Raw genomic sequence first — 20,047 nt, forward strand, 5'->3', positions numbered from 1 at the left:
GCTCCCAAAGTCTGTTGCATTCTTTAATCTATTGAAATGCTATTTCATCATATTGTACCACTGGCTCATAGTCATCACGTCGAGCTGACTTGCATTCTTCAAGTCCTTCGCATGATTTACAATGGCATTAAATGACTCTGTCGATACAAACAAATCGCCTACTGAACCCACTCTGTGGATCATAAGGATAACTGTGGAGCTATTGTCAACCGCGTAGTCAATAGAAGCCAGAACTTCAGCCAAATTCTCATCGGTTATACCGTTTTCCCCGCCGAGTTGAGTCTCTACATATTGAACCGGTAATCTAAAGAAGTCCTTTACCGGATTCATGACATTATTGCTGTTGGCCGGATTATCCATTGTTGCCCTGCCTGTCATAGCCCCATTTGCTATAAGCATCTGAATAAGCTCTTCACTGTATAGTCCAGACGGATAAGCAACATGGTAAGCGCTGAGTGGCATGTTCAGAGCTTTTCCAGGAGTCCATACTCCATCAATCATTTTACCCAAAGGATTGATGCCGTCAGGTCCATAGTCCAGCCCGTCACGGCTCAGCCATTCCTGATTTTCAAGATATATTGGCTTCAGTATACTATCAACGGCGCCCGGATCTGAACCGACTGCATATAAAGTCTTAATCCATTCATCGTACCATTGATCTACGGCAATTTCAGGGTGCGCTGCTCCATATAGTTCAGGAGTCTGCCATAATAATACATTTCCTTCCTTATCAACCAATTGTCCTTCAGAATTTCTTTTATAATCCAGGTGATTCGTAGTATGGTTGCTCACGTCCCACCCGTTATCATAAAGTGTATGCAGATCATTATAATTCATGAAGTTGCCATTTCCCCATCCGTATTCCTCGCCCCAAGTCATATCCCGGTTTACATATACCGTTGCTTTTAACCCTGCTTGCTCAAGTACGGGATATGCCACCGTGATGGTGTCCTTCCAGCCGTCATCGAATGTGATTACGAGTTTGCCTGAACCAGGATTTGGAACAACAACATTTGCTGGTAATCCCACACTGTATCCTTCTTTAGCTGCATATCGTACATTGTAAGTTCCCGCTGCTAATCCTGTTATTTCTGTCCCTGCTACCGGGGTCCAGGTTGCTTCTGCTTCAGATTTGTATTCCATTTCATCCGTTGTGCCTGTAATCTTTCCATCTGTACCACCAGATGTTGTTGGTGCTACTCCTTTTAAGTTCAGTGGTACCTGATTTGCGAATATAAAGTTGATTGTATATGTCTGCGTATTTATTCCGTCTTGTGCCGTAACTAATACAGTGGTTTTCCCTGGCAGACTTGATGCCGGTGTTATTACTACAGGAGCATTGATGTCTGTTGCTGTTGCTGTTACTGTAGGAACGATAACTGTTCCTGCCGGCAATTCCATATCATATACTAATACCCCGGCTGAAAAACCATTTACTGCGTTTCCATCTATTGCTAATGCGCTTAAAGTTGCTTCCGCTTCTTTAACTTGTATTGTTGCTGCAGCTCCTGCGTTATAGCCTATTTTAGTTGCATATCTCACATCATAAAATCCTGCAGCCAGGCTCGTGATTTCTGTTCCTGTTACCGGTATCCAGGTTTCAGCTGGTACTATTCTGTACTCCATTTCAGCTGTTGTGCCTGTTATCTTTCCATCTGTTCCGCCAAATGTTGTTGGTGCAACTGCCACTAATCCTTCCGGCGCCGGTTGATTTAATGGTGATGGAACCTGTACTTGTACTGTTGCTGCCGCTCCTGCGTTATACCCTTCTTTCGCTGCATACCTTACATCATACCATCCTGCTTCCAATCCTGTTATTTCCGTTCCTGTTGATGATATCCAAGGAGCGCCATCTACCAAAGGCCTGTACTCCATGTCAGCTGTCGTTCCTGTTATCTTTCCGTCTGTTCCACCAAATGACGATGGCGCAACTCCTACCAGTCCTTCTGGCATCGGCTGATCCTGATTTGCTCCTACCGATACTATTACTGTTACTACAGCTCCTGCGTTATATCCTTCTTTCGCTGCATATCTTACGTCATATGATCCTGCTGCCAGTCCCGTGATTTCCGTTCCTGTTACTGGTATCCAGGTTCCATCTGGTAGTATCCTGTACTCCATTTCAGCTGTTGTGCCTGTTATCTTTCCATCTGTTGCACCAAATACTGATGGCGCTATTCCAACCAATCCTTCCGGCGCTGGCTGGTCAACACCCGGTGCCGCATAATCTGGAACGGTTACTGTGGCTGTTGCCCCTGCTTTATATCCTTCTTTAGCTGCATATCTTACATCATAAAATCCTGCAGCCAGTCCTGTGATTTCTGTTCCCTCTGCTGATGTCCAGATTTCTCCTGCTGCAGATTTATATTCCATTTCAGCCGCTGTGCCTGTTATCTTTCCATCTGTTCCGCCAGCTGTTGTTGGCGCTATCCCTGCAAGGCCTTCAGGTGCTGGCTGGTCAGCTTCCGGTGCTACATAAGCTGGTACTGGTACTGTTGCTATTGCTCCTGATTTGTATCCCTCTTTAGCTGCATACCTTACATCATACCATCCTGCTGCCAGTCCCGTGATTTCTGCTCCATCTGCCGCTGTCCAGGTTTCTTCTGATGATTGTCTGTACTCCATATCAGCTGTTGTGCCTGTTATCTTTCCATCTGTTCCGTCAGCTGTTGTTGGTGCTATTCCTGCAAGTCCTTCCGGTGCTGGCTGTTCTGCACCTGTTTCAACATAATCCGGTACTGTTACTGTCGCTATTGCTCCTGATTTATATCCCGCTTTAGCTGCATATCTTACATTGTAAGCTCCCGCTGCTAACCCGGTTATTTGCGTTCCCGCTGCTGGCGTCCAGACTTGTCCTGATGCAGATTTGTATTCCATTTCAGCTGTTGTGCCTGTTATCTTTCCATCTGTTCCACCAGCTGTTGTTGGTGCTATTCCTGCAAGTCCTTCAGGTGCTGGCTGGTCGGCTTCTGGTGCTACATAAGCTGGTACGGCTACTTTTGCTATTTCTCCTGCGTTATATCCTTCTTTCGCTGCATATCTTACGTCATATGATCCTGCTGCCAGTCCCGTGATTTCCGTTCCTGTTACTGGTATCCAGGTTCCATCTGGTGGTATCCTGTACTCCATTTCAGCTGTTGTGCCTGTTATCTTTCCATCTGTTCCACCAGCTGTTGTTGGTGCTATTCCTGCCAGTCCCTTAGGCGCTGCTTGTGATAATGGCTTGCTGCTTACCCCGCCACCACTGCTGCCTCCACCACCGCTGCTGGTGCCAACGCCGGCACTGATTTCTTCATTAGTCATGAATGTGAGCGTTGTTTCAGCATCAGAAAGAGTATCATTAACTGTAACCGCCTGCACAACTTTACCCCTATATTGAAGAGTTCTATCTAAAGATGCTACGGCTTCTCCACGTTTAATAAATTTATTATTTCCGAAACTTCCATCAGGGTATCCTCCCATCAGTTTTGCCTCGGAAACCGCACCAATAGCTCCCTTGCTCCAATAAAATTTTGCAGAATCAGTAAATACACCTGCTGCGCTTTCATTTTCGGTAAGCCTGTTCAATTTTGCCAGCAATGATGCTGCTTCCTCTCGAGTGATCGGATTATTGGGCCTCATTGTTCCATCAGGATAACCACCTATGTATCCTGCAGCTACCGCAATTTCCAGAGAAGCGTAATACCATTCTCCCTCTTTGACATCTGGATAAGATATCGGAGTTTTTGATGTATAGCCAAATGCCCTGTTTACCATGGCACTGAACTCTGCTCTGGTTATGTTATTATCGGGTTTAAAGCTACCATCAGGATAACCTTTAATCAGATCTTTATCCATCCACCCTTCAATAATATTTTGCGCCCAATGATTTGAAACATCTGTCGCTTTTACAGCAGATGCGCTGTTTGGAATCATCGTAAATAACATACAGATGATTAATATGAATGACATAAAGCGACGATTTAAAGAAATTTTTTTAGACATCATAATGCCTCCTTTTATGATTGATACCCATTGACTCAACTGCTTTTAAGACAAAAAGGAACAAATGAGTTACTCTGACATATCCTAACGATGCATATATAAACAGATTTGCTCTGCAGCAATCTCTAATACATATTTTCTCTTGTATCCATGCATGAAGTGTTTATTATTTAAATTAATCATATTGTTATAGCTTATTATAGAATTATTACCCTTAATTGCATTTTATATTTACATTTCAAAAAATAATATATCTTTAACAATACTTTCAATTCAAAAAATACCTGTAAAGCCATAAAGAAATTCTATTATTTTCTTTATGGCTTTACATAATACGCATAAATGAGATACTATGTCTTTCATTCCCACAAATCTAATCCACATTCATCGCCTTATCTATAATCCAGGCAGTGGTTGAATCGGCTTATCAATGGGTACAACACTTCTAAAGAGGGTATGATTGAGCATGCCTAATAAGAAAGTAATTTGGCATCAGAAATCATTCAAATTTATTATTTTTGTTATACTGCCAGCTGAATTCCGCAGAAAATTAGTAAATAAATGTAAATTCGATCACTGCAGTCTCACCGGAAAAAGATGCCAGCAACCTTTATTTGCGGCGGTTAGTTTATTAGAGAGTTTTCACAGTTTATACAAGGAGGAAGAGGAAATGATTAAAAATGCAAACAATGCAGCCGCAATACTACTAATTGTAACATTAGTTCTACTTGCCATGTTTTCCATCACAACCAACATAAGCTTCGCTTCAGGAAGGACCTATTATGTATCAGCAACCGGAAGCAACACCAATTCAGGTTCTATAAGTGACCCCTTCAAAACTATTCAAAGCGGAGTTTCGGCACTGAAACCTGGAGACACACTGCTTATACGCGGAGGAACCTATTCAGAAAAGGTAACAATTCCAAACTCAGGATCATCTGACGGGCTTATTACTGTCAAGAACTATCCTGGCGAAAAAGTCATCATCAGCGGCGCTAATACGGCTGGGGCCAATCTGACAATCTCTAACAAGAGCTATATCCGTATCGAAGGACTTGAGCTATGCAACAATTCCGGAAACGATACACCAAAGGGTATAAGCATCTCAGGTGCCGGCACTGATATCCAGATCGTAAATAATAAAGTTTATGGAATTACTTCAAGTTCTAATGCCCATGGCATAGCCGTCTATGGAACAAATTCGACTACGCCTGTGACAAATCTGCTTATAGAGGGCAATGAGATCTATGACTGCAAGCTTGGACAAAGCGAGTCCCTGGTATTAAATGGTAACGTGACAAAGTTCAAGGTCATTAACAATAAGATCCATGACAACGACAATATAGGTATTGACTTTATCGGATATGAGGGCACTGCAGGCTCTGGCGAAACAGACAGAGCAAGAGATGGCCTTTGTGCCGGAAACATCGTCTATAATATTTCTTCAAAAAATAATCCAACCTATAATGATTATGGTGCTGATGGTATATATGTCGATGGCGGCAAGAATATAATCATAGAAGGAAATTACGTAAGAAATTGCGATATCGGAATTGAGCTTGCCAGCGAGCATAAAGGCAAGACTACCGATAACATAACAGTCAGAAACAATCTGATCCTTGATTGCACAAATTATGCTGCCCTTGTATTTGGTGGAGCCAGCACCTCAAACGGTACGGCAACGAATATAAAGATTTACAACAACACTGTATACAATGCTGACACAGCGCTTGTTGTAGCAAATGCAAACAGCTCTACCAATGAAGTGAAGAACAACATCTTCAACAAGGCCAATACAGTTATTGAAGGAAATAAAGGCAACAATATCATAGAAAACAACATGACTTTGAATGCACAATTTGTAAACCCATCGTCTGGAGACTTTGAACTGAAAGAAGGATCCCCTTGTATTGATGCTGGTGTTTCAGTAGATGCAGGAACTCATGACTACAATCGGAAAGCTAGAATAATCAATGGAATTATCGATATAGGATGCCTTGAATATGTTACCAGAAATTCTGATGACAGCGCTCCAGTATCACAAGCTCCAGTAGCACAACCGCCCCAGTCAAATTTAACAGTAACTCTGACTATAGGGAATCCAAATATGATGATAAATGGAAATAACAGTGAAATCGACCCCGGCAGAGGAACCTCTCCAGTAGTATTAAAAGGGCGGACCTTCCTTCCTGTTCGGGCTGTCATTGAGGCCATCGGTGGAAAAGTCAAATGGGACTCATCTGAGAGTAAGACAACTTTGTCTCTTGATAATAAGACCATTCAGTTATGGATTGGAAATCCAAAAATGACAATAAATGGCATTACAGCAGAAATAGACCCAGGGCGTGGAACAGTTCCTATAATAGTAAACGGCAGAACATTACTTCCTATTCGCGCAATCATAGAGGGTTTTGATGGAAAGGTAGAGTGGAATCCAAATAACGAGAAACTTACTGTAACCTATCCTGTTTTTTGCAAGCATAAATTCCTCACTTTTGCTAAAAGTTTTTCCTCAGGCATCGGTGAGGAATTTTTATGTCAATCTTATCAAAGAATTTTTCATTCTTTCACTGTCACCCTTAAATATCAGCAGGTAACAATGATGGAGTAGTCTATCAAGAAGTGCATTTGTCATCTGCTCATCATAAAGCACTGTTGCCCACCTTGAAAATTCGATATTTGTCGTTACAATGATGCTTTTTTTCTCATAGCATTCTGATATTATTTCAAAAAGAAGGCGAGAGCCGTCCCGATCGAGAGGGACATAACCCCACTCGTCTAGAATAATGAGGTCAGCCTTTTGTATCTGTTTCATAAAAATACTAAGGTCTCTGGATTTTTTTGCTTCAGAGAGCTTGTTTACAAGCGCTGCAGTCCTGTAGAATTTTACATTCATACCTTTTTTACACGCTTCAAGCCCAATAGCTTGAGCTAAGTGCGTCTTTCCTGTACCAGTATTTCCATAGAATACAAAGTTTCTTTTTTCCTCTATGAATTCACATGAACTCAAATACCTTGAGTCTATGCCTGACGGCATGTTTATATCATCAAACATGAAGTTGTCAAAACTCTTCATTGAATAGAATCCCGCATTTTTAATCAATCTTTGAATTCGCGTATTTTCTCTATGTTCCACCTCAAGTTGCAGAAGATTCAAAAAATACTGCTGTTCATTAAGAGATCCTAGATTCATGCTGTTATCAACCATATTTTGGCTGAATCTTAGAATTTTTATATATTCAGCTATCTGATCTCTAATCATTATGTCCACCGTTTAAACCCTTTAAAATTCGGTCGTAGGCATCGATATTAAGCTTTATTGGCGGCAAATCTGGAACACATTCCGGAATATATTGTGAAAGTTTAAAGTCAGGCATAAGGATTCTATTATGAATTGCAAGTAAACTATCTTTATCCAGTGCACCAATTACTTCTGCATCTGAAAAAGCTTTTACTGCCGAGTCAAAACTGTCCTTTTTTGTCATTTCAGAAAGCGTTTTAAGGATAATTCCTCTCTCGCTTCTATCACATTTTTCTAAGTGATTTTTCAAAGGATCAGGCAACATCTGATATATTCCAGTATATTTAAGTGCCGCAGGCCTGTATGAGAGTTGTTCTAAATATGGAATCCATAGCATGCTCTCTTTTTTTGTATTTCCATATAGTCTCTTATGCTCGACTACTGTCCTTAGACTTTCGTCTAAAACAATTACGGAAAAAGCAGTTATGCAGATCTGCACTGTACTCTTTGCATATTTTGGTGATGTCGAATACTGGTGAATACCTTGATTAAGCTTAAATTTGCCATACGCGTCAGTCTTTACAAATTCATATCTTGAGGCCTCGAAATTCACATTTGGTAAAACCAATAAAGCCTGCATATCCTCTTTAAATAGCTCTGATATATATGTTTCTTTCTTGTAATGTCCCCGTAAAGCATCTTTTTCACACTCTCCCAGCAGTTCTTTATTGAATTTATGAATATCCAGGAATTGAGGTACAGGAACAAGCAGATTTCTTCTTAAATAACCAACTTTATTTTCAACAGCTCCCTTTTCCTGACCTTTTGCAGCATTACAAAAAGCTGCTTCAAATCCAAAGTGGTTTTTAAATCTTATGAAACCTTCGGTGAGAGTACGTTCTCCATCCTTAAGTATTGTTGATACCATCGAAGATGCATTGTCAAACCACATTCTTTTTGGAACTCCACCGATATGATTGAATATGTTGATAAGTCCCTGCATAAGACATTCCAAGGTTTCTCCATGAAAAAGCTGCAGATACCCCATATTGCTGTGTGGAAAATCAACACTTAGATATTTACCAGTAATTCTGGTTCCGTTTTCAAAAAACTCCGCTTCACCAAAATCAACTTGAGCCTCTCCTGCAATATGTTCCAGAGGAAGTGAAGCTACGCTTTTAGAAAAAATCTGTTTTTTTCTTTCTGCCACATAGCTTGCAACAGTTCTGTAGCTACAATCGAAATCAGTTTTAAATTTCTCACACAACCTTACATAAACTCTTTTTGCAGTATGCCTCTGTTTTTTCTTGAACTTTTTGTCCTCTTCAAGCCAGGAATCGATAGTACTTTTAAAAGGATCAAGTTTTGATTCCCTGTATTCTTCCTTTTTAACCTCCGGTTTAGGAGACCAGTCATCTATTTCAATATATTTTCTTATTGTTTTCCTGTCATTACCAGTAATTTTAGAGATCTGACTGATATTATTGCCTTGTTCAAAATACAATTTTCTGATATCATTTTGTTGAGTCATTGAAAGCATTCTCCGTTTCCTCCCTGCAATTGATGTGGTGTTAATTACAAGGATAATATGAAATTGTGATGCCATCAATGACTTTTTGCAATTTTGAGGAAAAGCTATATGCACAACTGGGGAATTTCGTTCTGCAATATTGGGTAATTATATCTTACAACAAACACCTATCCTCAATAAAAACAAACAGCAGGACGATTTTGTGATTATCGTCAGGTAAATAATAAAAAAACAAGCTATTTGCAAAACGAAAACTGAATTTGCAAGTGGCTTTTTTTATTAAATGTTATATTAAAAACTGTTTCCAGACAACAAAAAAGCCCTTGCAAAATCATGTGCTTTTGAATTGTATCAATATTCAGTTGATTACTGTCTTGAAATTAATTGAGCAATACAATAAAATTATTAATGCTTAATGCCCCTATACGTAAGTCTCCGTACTCAAGTTGTAAGAGTCTTTTATTATTCTTTGGAATGTTTCATTCATAATCTGAAAAGCTTCCGTATCAGGAGTATGGCTATTTATTTTACCACTTATATCCTTTATGAAATCCGATTTAAGCTTTCTTAGTTGAATTCTATTATCATAAATAGAATCACCCATCTTAATAAGCGAAACGTAGTCCATAGTAATCGAGTCTAAATCTTTAGATAGTTTTTTAATGCACCCGAGATCCTCACTGTTAATTGTATTATATATCCATTTAAAATTAGGATTATCTTCAAATCTAAATATTGATTCATGTAGCAACTTATGCCAATATAGGTCGAATCTGCTGACGAATCTAATTTTTATAGATTTATTTAAAGTTTCATGATGCGCATCACAGGAAAAATAAGTTGTAATACCTATTGAAGAAGTAGCTTTGAGATATTTTGAAATATATGGTTCATACCCTACTGCCGCAACTTTATAGCCATGTGTACGGCTTACAAAATAAGTCCAACAGTCCGACCAGTTATGACGTGTGACTTCATCATTTACATTATCTACTTTATCATATAAATTCAATAGTCTTTTCCAGTCATATTCTTCACGGAAAATTACTTTACTATTTTTCGTGTAACCTATTCCTGATTTTACAAGTATGTCATTTAAATTTTTTTCATCTGATTTATGAGAGTTATCACTTACTGTTATTTCACCATCTATAATATCCAACAAAAATCCTCTTGATGTGAGAAGCCTGTATACTTTGTCAAAATCCGTTAAACAACCTTCAAGAATTTTCTCCAAAAAAAGTTTCAAATTGATATGCTTCATAGATCCCCCCATTTTCTCAAAACTTACGCCATTCTATAAAATAGCTTCATTTAAATTATACGGTTTTTATCATGCAATCTATAATTAATAATAAAAATATACGGTTTGGCTTATTTTTCTAATATTGGAATAGAATATACGATTGTTGATTAATTACAACATATCACGCAGGACTTATACCCCAATGCTTCTGCATTTTCTGTATTATATGCAAAGAAAGACGAAATATCCAAATACTTACAACCATACTTGTGATATGTATTGCTAACACTTCCAATTAATACTATGTAATTATCAAGAAATAACGCTTTCTCTTGATAATAAACCATTCTATCATTCATACTATCTATTTTAATTTTTTGATCAGATATTTTCTTCAAGTTGTTTTCAATTGTAATATATTGGTATATATTCAATCCAATAAGTGATAAAAAAATAATCGTAATAACTGCAAAAAGAAAAATCTTCTTATATGACCGAGCATGCCGTTTTCCGCATGAGGTAGATTTTTTTATTTTCCCTTCAATTGAAACTCCGCAATTACTACAGAAAAAGCTACCTGGTTGAAGTAGATTACCACATTGATTACAATACTTCACCTCTAGATTTTGAAAACGATTCATTTTTGATCAACAATAAACTCATCTTCTTGTGCGGCAAAATCCGGTATATTTTGCCCGGAAACCGATTCAGAATCAATTGCACTATTATCCACTGTTAAAATATTCTGCTGTTCAAATTCGGAAGTATCACTTTTTATATGAAGTGATTCTACTTTGGAAATGCGTTGTTGTTTCCCACTTGTCAATATGCAATAATTTATATAACTCCACAATAAAATAGGGCCCGCATTAGCTATTCTGCCATTAATAAGCATGTGTAGAGAAGACATCACTATAAAAGAACAAATCCCATAACTAATAGTTATTGCTCTAGCACTTTTAATATCCACTGCAGATTTTATTATCATGTACCTATAAATTATAATCGGCAGAGAATATATGGTAATTGTAAGAAATAAGCTAAAAAGTATATCCTCAAAACTATAGATTTCCATAATTATCCCCTTTAAAATTTCATATAAAAATTAATCAAAAACAGTAAATAATATAAACCATTAAAATCAATAATGTTAAATTATTTACTAACAAGCTTATACCCTTAAGTATAAATAAGTAAACAAGTTAGAGTTTAAATGCAAAAACAGCCCACGGCATATGCAAAACAACTGCAAATACTGTGGGCTATTCTTGTATAGTTAAAAGTTATGCTTTATTTCAGAGCCATCTTTAAAAACAAAAGTAATGCTTTTTTTATCATTCATTTTTACCATTTCAACAGCTGCATTCCATATTGACTCGTCAAATTCCTGAAGTAGCTTTTCGGATTTCTCCAAGGCCTCAATAAAGCTTGACATATTTTTTTTTGGCGGTTCTTTCGAGCTTTTCTGATTCGATTGAATGAATTTCTTCCTTTATAATAATATGTTCTTTTGACTCATTGTAAATCAAATTGAACTAATAAAAAATCCATAGCGACCTTTTCTGTTGTAAAATAGTTTTACCACAAACAGATTTTTTGCAGAAAGGTTATCACTATGGACTATACACAGTTTACAACAAATCCGCGAAAGAATAAACACCTAACTTTGACTGAGAGGGTAAAAATCGAGCTTATGCTTAGGGATAACAAGTCAGCTTATGCTATCTCAAAAGCCATGAACCGCCCTATCAACACGATTCTGAACGAAATCAGACGTGGCACAGTAGATCAGATTAAAGCAGGTAAAAAGATTAAAATTTACCTCGCTGATGCTGGACAGGCACGATATAGAGAAAATCGTAAGTCATGCTGTAAGCAATACCAGTTGCTGGAATCTGAAGAGTTTATCAGACACATAGAATCGTCTATGCTTGAGAATTCATGGTCTGTGGATGCTGCCGTAGGCAGAGCCAGGGAAGAAGGGATTTTCAGCAAAACCCTTTGTACCAAGACCATCTACAACTATATCGACCTGGGTATGATAAGGATCAAGAATTTCCACCTACCTCTCAAACTAAGGCGTAAGTCCAAAGGCAGCGTCATTCGAAAGAACAAGAAGATTTTAGGTGATAGCATTAGCATCCGTCCCGACCATATCAACAATCGCGAAGAGTTTGGACACTGGGAAATAGACACTGTCATAGGTTCAAAATCCAAGAAGGATGAAGTTCTCTTGACCATTGTAGAACGAAAGACCCGCAACGCTATGGTACGGAAAATTTCAGGCAAGACAGCTGACGCTGTAATGGCTGAATTGTATCAACTTAAGGAATATTTCGGCAGTGAATTCTCACGGATTTTTAAGACCATAACATCTGACAATGGTTCTGAGTTTTCTGATCTGTCTGCCTTGCAAGCCAGTGATACAAAGATATACTTCACTCACCCTTATTCATCCTTTGAGAGGGGTACCAATGAGCGTCACAATGGACTTCTCAGAAGGTTTATCCCTAAAGGAAGGCGTATATCTCACTACAGTCACGAAGCGATAAACTTACTGGAGGACTGGATCAATACCCTTCCAAGGAAAATTCTAGGATATAAGACTCCGGAAGAACTCTTTGATTTAGAGTTGGACTTGATTTATTCTCAATAAATATTACAACAGATTTTCAAGGTTTAAATAATTAGTTCAATTTGTTATTGCAATTTAGGATCGGTTTTTTTATATTATACTTTGGAAAATGTTCTAAATTGAAATAGAAATTGCGTCCTGATCGTCCTTTCATTAAAAAATTTTCATCAATATCAGTATTAATTTCAAACACCCTAAAAAGAACTATATATCCTTCATCCTGGCCATTAAAATATTTATACGGAGCTTCAGGGGACCATATAGGGAAAAAGCCGGCACTAGTTATTTCCTCAAATAAATCAAGTGAAATTTTAACTTTTATTTCAGATTCTATATATGCTATATATTTAAGGTTATATTTAAAATTTTTAATTCTGTCATAATAATCATATCCTGCTTCTGACAGCTTATGAGCTGAGGCAGAACGTTTTGAATCTAACAGGAAAGGACCTCTCCTATTCTCTGGCATTTTGCTTTTTTTACATAACATTATTTGGTGTGAATACGCTCCTGGTATATCCCCGTAAGTCATGGCAAAAATATTCACTATTTCATCTCGCAAAGCAAATCGAATGTCTTCCACAGTAACACCTCGTTTTTTTATTTAAATGTAAGAAAAACAGGTCTCAATAACTTAGTTAAGATCCTTTCGATAATAACTCTTTCATCTTCACTTTGAAATTCTTTCCAGTATATTTCCACTTCCCCTTGATGCTTTAAAAAAAATCTGTGCCATCTCATGTCCGGGGTGTCCCCAGATACCGGCGAAAAAGATTCAATGTAATGGCTCTTTATCCTGCTAAATAGGAATTTAGCCTTTCCAACATAAAGGCATTTATCATCTTTCATGTAGATATATATTCCAGATTTTTGCTTTACTTGCTCTTTAATAAAATCGCACTGCAATTTTCTACTTTGTTCATTGTCTGGGCAACAATGGTCTATTATGAAACTTTCCCATGTTTCTTTTGAAATTGGAAGAATTCTTTCTTCTTCGAGATAGCATATCAATTTATCAATTATATTCATCATCAAGCCTCACAATCGATATTCTTCAGTATATTTTCGCAACTGTTAATTTATTTATAGCTAAATTATATCACTTAATTTTTATAATGTCTTTGATTTAAAAATAATGCTATGGAAATCCCCCTGGGTGCATTTGGGTGCATAAGATATAACGATAGGTGCATTTTCTGACTATCTGGCTTCGAAAATCCATGCATTTTTATTTCTCAAACACAAAAAAGCCCCTGAAATCAAGGGCTTTGGGATTGTATCAATATTCATCTGTACATACTAATTAGATCTTCTAATGATACATCAATATTAACTGACAATAAGTATTCTTTCCTTTTTATTATATGAATTTTCCAATAACAATTCAAAACCCTTGCCATAGTGCAATTGATTATGGAAATTGCTGCATAGTGATACTATATTTTCCTCAACATCCAGAGAAGACTCAAATTTGTCAGAATAAGCCATTGGTATTAAATGATGTGGCTCCGTATACATTACATCGGAATTTCTTCTCATAAAAAGTGAATGTTCTTCATTTATTTCACAAGAAAAATTTGCGTGAGCTAAAGCGTTAAGTTATATTTGGTGATTTCTTTTGTATACTCTTCTATTATTTACAATAATAATTTCCGATTTATCTTTCGGGATTCCGGAAGTTGTCAAGCACTTTGCCACTTCCGTTAATTTTTTTATGAAATTTCTTTTCTTGCTGATCTTCTTTTCTCATCATTTCTGATCATTCTTGGGTTCAGCCAGACTTCTTGCCATTCATTATTTCAGAGTTGTAAATTTCACATCGATTTCTTCCGGTTTCTTTAACATGGTACATGGCAGTGTCAGCGTTATGTATCAGAGTATCAATATTTACTCCATCATATGGATATACTGCAAGCCCAATACTAATTGTAAGAATTTCAAAATTACAATAAGATTTAATTATATCCGAGTTGCAAACTTTTAATCGAATTTTTTCAGCGATATCAAAACCCTCTTCACCAGAACAATTCTCCAATAGAATTACGAATTCTTCTCCCCCATATCTAAAAATACCTTCATTTTCATTAGTAGATTCACGAATAATTTTTGAAACTTCCTGCAAAACTAAATCACCTGTAATATGTCCATAAGTATCATTTATTCTCTTAAAGTGGTCAATATCACAAAATAATATAGTCATTAAACTAATTCTTTCTAAAACCTTTTTTTCGAAATATTCATACATATATTTGTGGTTATAGGTGGAAGTTAAACAATCAGTAATTGAGAGCCGCAAAAGGTTATTACTTTCACTTTCCATAAGTGTTACATATTTGTTAATCAGTTCTTTAAAATCACTTTTCATGTTTAATATTAAATCATCGTCTTTTTCTGCATTAATAATATCCTCTACCCCTAATTTACCTAAAAGGGCGATTTTATAATAACTGTCTATTTTTAATAAAATAGTTTTTACTATGTAAAAGCTAAAAAGCCCTACAATATAACCCGCTAAAAGGCAACAAATACAAAATGCTAATTTTCTTTCAGGTATCCATTTAACAAAAAAACCTGCGAATACCGGGAATATTGCGCCAATAACTAATCCAAATGCACATAAAATATTCTTAACCATTTTCATCGGCTTTATATATATCACAAAACATACCCCCTTGTTATATGAAGCTAAACCCCAAATGAAATAATAATTTAAACGAAACTATTCTAATGATTCATTAACCAATCTGCTTGTGAATAAATTATATCACTTAAGTTTCAATATGTATTGATTTTTTCAAATTCTACAATTTTTTATTTATGCACAACAAAAAAGCCCACGATTCAATGCATTTTTGTTGTATAAATAGATTTAATAAAAATATGTTTTTTTAACTATAAATTAATTTCCAATAGAATTGGTGCATGGTCTTGTCTTTCACCAGAATCTACCATCTCAGATTTAATAACTTTGTCAACTAACCTGTCACTAACTAACCAGTAATCAATCCTCCAGCCCGAGTTATTTATTTTACTTGTTTTCACCCTTTGTGCCCACCAGGTAAAGGCACCTGTAACATCACCATTAATATGTCTGAACGTGTCTGTAAATCCTTTGTTTAATATATTTGTAAAGCCTTTACGCTCTTCATCTGTAAAACCTGCGGACATATGATTATTTTGTGGATTTGCCAAATCTATCTCTTTATGGGCTACATTATAATCTCCTGTTGCTAAAACTGGTTTCTCTTTATCCAAACTATGAAGATATTCGCTATACTTTTCATCCCAGGCTTGCCTTTCTTCGAGTCTTTTTAGACCATCTCCTGCGTTAGGAGTATACACCTGAGTAAGATAAAATTCTCCAAAATCTAAAGTGATAATTCTTCCTTCTAAATCCATGGTATCTGGAGCCTGGATCTCAGGATAAAAAACCTCTGGAGAGTACTTATCTTTATATAAAAACATAGTACCCGCATAGCTTTTTCTAGCAGGTTCCTTAGAACTTCTCCATACATACCTGTATCCTTTAAAATATTCCGCCAAATGTTCCATATGCTTCTTACTTGGACCTGTGGTTGTTAATTTAGTTTCTTGCAAAGCAATTACATCTGGATCATTCTCAATAATTTCATCAATCACTTTCCTTGTAAGAACCGCCCTAATGGAATCACTTGTTAATGCTGCATTTAATGAATCAATATTCCATGAAATAAATCTCAAATCGTTCCTCCTTTTTAATTCTTAAATCATATTTTACATATTTTCTTACATATATCTCTTTGTTTATTTTCATGAAAATCCACCTTTCTTGATTTATTTTATAGAATTATTATATCACTTAGTTTTTATAATGTCTTTGATTTAAAAATAATGCTATGGAAATCCCCCTGGGTACATTTGGGTGCATACAAAAAAGCACCTGAAATCAAGGGCTTTAGGATTGTATCAATATTAAGTTGATTTATGGTGCCGATGGTGGGACTCGAACCCACACGCTTTTGAGGGCGGCGGATTTTGAGTCCGCTGCGTCTGCCATTCCGCCACATCGGCGTGCTGGAATATCTTGATAATACTTTGATATTCTAACACAACGTTTAATAAAAATCAAGCTTTAGAACAGATTTTTCTTGTATTTGCTGTAGATGCTCTTAAGTTCAGAAACTTTATCGTTCATTTCGAGCTGAAGTTCTGAAATCCTCTCAAAGTCTTTATTGTCAATGGCCTCTTTTATCATAGTGAAAACAGATGTATTATCCACGCTGTCCTTCATCAATTCCCATCTGAGTGAGTTTACCTTTGTCCAGTTCACTATATCAAGATCTGATATCTCGGTTTCATTGTGAACCTTCATGCAGTCTCTTACTACCTCCATGTTATCTTCAATGATTCTATAATTCAGTTGATTAAGCCATTTTTCCTCTACAAACATCCTGTATGAGTTCAGGATTGCATCCGTAAATATATCATCCTCTTTTAATACCTGAAGCTTTTCAGGATAAAGTTCAAGAGATTTTATGTTGTCATATACAGTTCCTGGCGGAACTCCGAATCTCTCATTTCTTTCTTCCTGAGAGTAGTAATCAAAAACATTTTCCTCACTTCTGTACTGTCTGTATTTTTCAAGATATATCCCATCTGCACCATAATCCTTTGAAAACTCCTCAACAAGCTCTTCAAGAGTCATTTTCATTCCCGCATTCACCAGTCCGTCCAGCATTGCCTGGTAGCATGCGGCAAGGATGAGATATACATTTGAGTGAGGATTTGGAGCTCTCAGCTCAAATCTCGTTGCCAGAGGAGATTCAATATCCTTAATGAGTCCTATGAGTATTGATCTGTTTCTGGAAGGGGTTTTGACTGATTTCCCAAGCGACGACACAATACATATAGGCGCTTCAAAGTGAGGCTTTAGTCTGTTTAGCGAATCTATGCTGTTTGCAACAAACGGATTGATCACTTCATAATTTTTCAATATTCCCATGAGCGTAGAAATTGCAAAGCTGCTAGCATAGTTATTTTTGTGATCGGCATGAGTGAACAGGTTTACTCTTCTTCCTGAGTCGAGCTTTGCCGCTACTCCTATATGAGTGTGTTTTCCGCTCCCAGCAACTCCTTCGATAGGCTTTGCTCTGAAAGTCACTTCAAGTTCGTATTTGTGAAAAATATCTTTAATGAGATGCCTTACTATTACTTCAATGTCTGCTGCATGCATTTCGGTACTGTATTTCCAGTCAATCTCCAATTGTTCCATTACATGATTTAGTTTTCCAGTCACATTTATTTTGGATTTTATGCCTCCCACTTCTTTGTGCCCCATTTCAGGCTCAAATCCGTAGTGCTCCATAATTTCAAGAGTTTTTTCAAGTGCGCTTCTTACGCTTCCATCCGTTCTTTTCCAGTATTGCTCCTTAAGCATCTGAGAAACTGAAAGTTTTTCTTCATCAGCTTTATCTTCGGGAGTTTTTACCCAGAACTCAAGTTCAGTTGCAGATGTCAGCACTATTTCTTCGATTTTTTCATCTGCTGTTATTCCAACTTCTTCCTTGAATCCAGGTTTTGAGTCAACATATCTTATAGCTTCCCGCTTAAATCTGTCAGCTGATTTCTTTAAAAGAGAGCGCGAACACACCATCTTATTGTCATGTATAAGAAACGATGGTATTATAAGAGTTCCGACAAATTTTCCGTTAAAGTGCATATTGTTGTAATTATAGTCAACATACCAGTCTACATCCCTGTCAGGAAGTATTATTACCTTTGCGTTGTCAAGCGTCGCAATGCCATGAAGGACAACACTTGAACCGTCAGTCTGAACTCCAAGCTTGAGCTGTTTGTCCATATCTTCCAGGAACAGGCTTACAGGAATTCTTTCATCAGTGCCATTTCCACCAAAATCAACTCCAACATAGGATACAAATTGGATTTCCGGATGATTTTTCAATAATTCAGTAACAGTTTCAACTGTACGTCCTTTTTTTTCAATCTTAAAAACAAGCTCACTTAAATTCACTTTTTCCAAATTCATAAATAACCCTTTCCGAACTTTATCAGCAACTAACAATGTTTTAAAATCTCACTAAGCGCAATCTGAGCACCAATTTTTGAATGCTCATATGTCAGGCCTCCTTGAAAATATACTGTAAACGGCTCCTTGATAGGTGCATCTGCACTCAGTTCAATTGATGATCCCTGAATGAAAGCACCAGCTGCCATTATTACCTCAGAATCGTAGCCAGGCATAGCCCAAGGTTCTGGCGTGACAAACGAATCTACTGGCGCGGCTTTCTGTATTCCTCTGCAGAAGCTGATTATTTCTTCTTTGCTGTTTAGTCCAACAGATTGAATAATATCACTTCTCTGATCAGAAAATTTTGGGAAAGTGTCATATCCATAATTTTCAAACAGCTTTGCACAGAACACTGCACCTTTTTTTGAATTTGATACTATCATTGGCGCAAGAAACAATCCCTGAAGCAAGGTCCTGGTTGTTCCAAAAGTAAGCCCGCACTCTTTTCCTATACCTGGAGAAGTCATTCTGTCTGCAACTATATCGACAAGCTCCTTCTTTCCGCATATATATCCACCGGCAATTGCAAGGCCACCCCCTGGATTTTTAATCAGAGATCCTGCCATTATATCTGCACCCGCTTCAATCGGCTCTCTTGTTTCGATAAATTCACCATAACAGTTGTCAACCATTACTATGATTTCAGAATCGATGTTTTTAACAAATTTAACCACCTTTTCGATATCATCTATAAGGATTGATTTTCTTCTGCTGTATCCCTTTGATCTCTGAATATAGACCATTTTTCTTGAATTTGAGCTCTTAACTGCTTTTTCTATTTCGATATAATCAAAATCTCCGTTCTCAAGAAGATCTATCTGTGTATAAACTACTCCCTGGCTTATGAGTGAATGATAGGAATCTGATATCCCTATTACTTTATCGAGGGTGTCATAAGGCTTTGAAGAAATCGAAATAAGCTCAAACCCGCTCTTCAGTATGCCCTGAAGGCAAAGCGTCAGTGCATGCGTTCCGTTGACGATTGTCGGCCTTACTATCGAATCCTCGGATTTGAATATATTGGAAAAGATCTCTTCCGTTTTTTCTCTTCCGGAATCATTGTATCCATATCCAGTATTCCAGGCAAAATGAGTATCGCTTAATCTTGCTCTTCTCATCGCATCCAGGACTTTAAGGCTGTTGTATTCTCTAACTGTATCAATATCCAGAAACAGCGGCTGCAATTCTTTTTCAATTTTTCTGGTCTCTCTTATGACATCACTTCTTATACCAAAACTATTTTGTAATAAATCCTCTAAAACGTTCTGCATTACTCCTCCGTAAATTTACCTTAAAACATTATACTACACATCCTGCAAGAATTAAATATATTTTTTAAAAAT

At 37.0% G+C, this 20,047-nt stretch carries 13 protein-coding genes and 1 tRNA gene; 2 read left to right on the forward strand and 12 right to left on the reverse strand.

The window, feature by feature from the left end; genetic code table 11:
- Positions 1–39: 39 nt before the first annotated feature.
- The gene (locus tag AC4PGZ_RS05915; RefSeq protein ID WP_492160134.1) at positions 40–3,987 is read right to left on the reverse strand and encodes an S-layer homology domain-containing protein; all 3,948 of its coding nucleotides are present in this window, start codon (positions 3,985–3,987) and stop codon (positions 40–42) included.
- 667 nt (positions 3,988–4,654) lie between these two features.
- On the opposite strand from AC4PGZ_RS05915, the gene AC4PGZ_RS05920 reads away from it, so the two are divergent.
- Positions 4,655–6,595, forward strand: a complete 1,941-nt coding sequence (locus tag AC4PGZ_RS05920; RefSeq protein WP_492160135.1) for a stalk domain-containing protein — start codon at positions 4,655–4,657, stop codon at positions 6,593–6,595.
- Here AC4PGZ_RS05920 and istB read toward each other — a convergent pair.
- The 4 genes from istB to AC4PGZ_RS05940 form a co-directional block, all read right to left on the reverse strand.
- Complete coding sequence (gene istB / locus AC4PGZ_RS05925) at positions 6,518–7,246, reverse strand: IS21-like element helper ATPase IstB (protein ID WP_492159502.1); 729 nt, start codon at positions 7,244–7,246, stop codon at positions 6,518–6,520. The two genes, AC4PGZ_RS05920 and istB, sit on opposite strands and share 78 nt — an antisense overlap.
- On the reverse strand, positions 7,239–8,756 hold the full coding sequence (gene istA / locus AC4PGZ_RS05930) for an IS21 family transposase (RefSeq protein ID WP_492160241.1): 1,518 nt from the start codon (positions 8,754–8,756) through the stop codon (positions 7,239–7,241). Before istA ends, istB begins: the two co-directional genes overlap by 8 nt.
- A 421-nt stretch (positions 8,757–9,177) precedes the next feature.
- Positions 9,178–10,020, reverse strand: coding sequence for a hypothetical protein (locus AC4PGZ_RS05935; protein ID WP_492160136.1), 843 nt, complete (start codon positions 10,018–10,020; stop codon positions 9,178–9,180).
- 619 nt (positions 10,021–10,639) lie between these two features.
- The gene (locus AC4PGZ_RS05940) at positions 10,640–11,077 is read right to left on the reverse strand and encodes a hypothetical protein (protein WP_492160137.1); all 438 of its coding nucleotides are present in this window, start codon (positions 11,075–11,077) and stop codon (positions 10,640–10,642) included.
- 540 nt (positions 11,078–11,617) lie between these two features.
- On the opposite strand from AC4PGZ_RS05940, the gene AC4PGZ_RS05945 reads away from it, so the two are divergent.
- Positions 11,618–12,658 (forward strand): IS30 family transposase, encoded by a 1,041-nt coding sequence (locus AC4PGZ_RS05945; protein WP_492160138.1) that lies wholly within the window; start codon positions 11,618–11,620, stop codon positions 12,656–12,658.
- 31 nt (positions 12,659–12,689) lie between these two features.
- Here the strand turns inward: AC4PGZ_RS05945 and AC4PGZ_RS05950 are convergent, their stop codons facing one another.
- From AC4PGZ_RS05950 to AC4PGZ_RS05980, 7 genes are all read right to left on the reverse strand, one after another.
- Complete coding sequence (locus tag AC4PGZ_RS05950) at positions 12,690–13,220, reverse strand: hypothetical protein (protein ID WP_492160139.1); 531 nt, start codon at positions 13,218–13,220, stop codon at positions 12,690–12,692.
- A 17-nt stretch (positions 13,221–13,237) separates the two neighbouring features.
- Positions 13,238–13,669: a GIY-YIG nuclease family protein gene (locus AC4PGZ_RS05955; RefSeq protein WP_492160140.1), complete on the reverse strand. Its 432-nt coding sequence runs from the start codon at positions 13,667–13,669 to the stop codon at positions 13,238–13,240.
- Between the two features lie 739 nt (positions 13,670–14,408).
- On the reverse strand, positions 14,409–15,296 hold the full coding sequence (locus AC4PGZ_RS05960; protein ID WP_492160141.1) for a GGDEF domain-containing protein: 888 nt from the start codon (positions 15,294–15,296) through the stop codon (positions 14,409–14,411).
- A 233-nt stretch (positions 15,297–15,529) separates the two neighbouring features.
- Entirely contained in the window at positions 15,530–16,357 is an 828-nt protein-coding gene (locus AC4PGZ_RS05965; RefSeq protein WP_492160142.1) for an exodeoxyribonuclease III, read from the reverse strand.
- Positions 16,358–16,601: 244 nt separating this feature from the next.
- Positions 16,602–16,687, reverse strand: a tRNA-Leu gene (locus tag AC4PGZ_RS05970).
- A gap of 61 nt (positions 16,688–16,748) precedes the next feature.
- Entirely contained in the window at positions 16,749–18,662 is a 1,914-nt protein-coding gene (locus AC4PGZ_RS05975) for a glutamine synthetase (protein WP_492160143.1), read from the reverse strand.
- A 29-nt stretch (positions 18,663–18,691) separates the two neighbouring features.
- Complete coding sequence (locus AC4PGZ_RS05980) at positions 18,692–19,975, reverse strand: methionine gamma-lyase family protein (protein WP_492160144.1); 1,284 nt, start codon at positions 19,973–19,975, stop codon at positions 18,692–18,694.
- Positions 19,976–20,047: the final 72 nt, after the last annotated feature.

The organism is Proteocatella sp. QWL-06, from assembly GCF_058684135.1.

What these genes read in the sequence shown, in the direction of transcription:
- AC4PGZ_RS05915 (WP_492160134.1), bottom strand. Translation starts at nt 3,987, where the DNA reads ATGATGTCTAAAAAAATTTCTTTAAATCGTCGCTTTATGTCATTCATA.
- AC4PGZ_RS05920 (WP_492160135.1), top strand. Translation starts at nt 4,655, where the DNA reads ATGATTAAAAATGCAAACAATGCAGCCGCAATACTACTAATTGTAACA.
- istB (WP_492159502.1), bottom strand. Translation starts at nt 7,246, where the DNA reads ATGATTAGAGATCAGATAGCTGAATATATAAAAATTCTAAGATTCAGC.
- istA (WP_492160241.1), bottom strand. Translation starts at nt 8,756, where the DNA reads ATGACTCAACAAAATGATATCAGAAAATTGTATTTTGAACAAGGCAAT.
- AC4PGZ_RS05935 (WP_492160136.1), bottom strand. Translation starts at nt 10,020, where the DNA reads ATGAAGCATATCAATTTGAAACTTTTTTTGGAGAAAATTCTTGAAGGT.
- AC4PGZ_RS05940 (WP_492160137.1), bottom strand. Translation starts at nt 11,077, where the DNA reads ATGGAAATCTATAGTTTTGAGGATATACTTTTTAGCTTATTTCTTACA.
- AC4PGZ_RS05945 (WP_492160138.1), top strand. Translation starts at nt 11,618, where the DNA reads ATGGACTATACACAGTTTACAACAAATCCGCGAAAGAATAAACACCTA.
- AC4PGZ_RS05955 (WP_492160140.1), bottom strand. Translation starts at nt 13,669, where the DNA reads ATGATGAATATAATTGATAAATTGATATGCTATCTCGAAGAAGAAAGA.
- AC4PGZ_RS05975 (WP_492160143.1), bottom strand. Translation starts at nt 18,662, where the DNA reads ATGAATTTGGAAAAAGTGAATTTAAGTGAGCTTGTTTTTAAGATTGAA.
- AC4PGZ_RS05980 (WP_492160144.1), bottom strand. Translation starts at nt 19,975, where the DNA reads ATGCAGAACGTTTTAGAGGATTTATTACAAAATAGTTTTGGTATAAGA.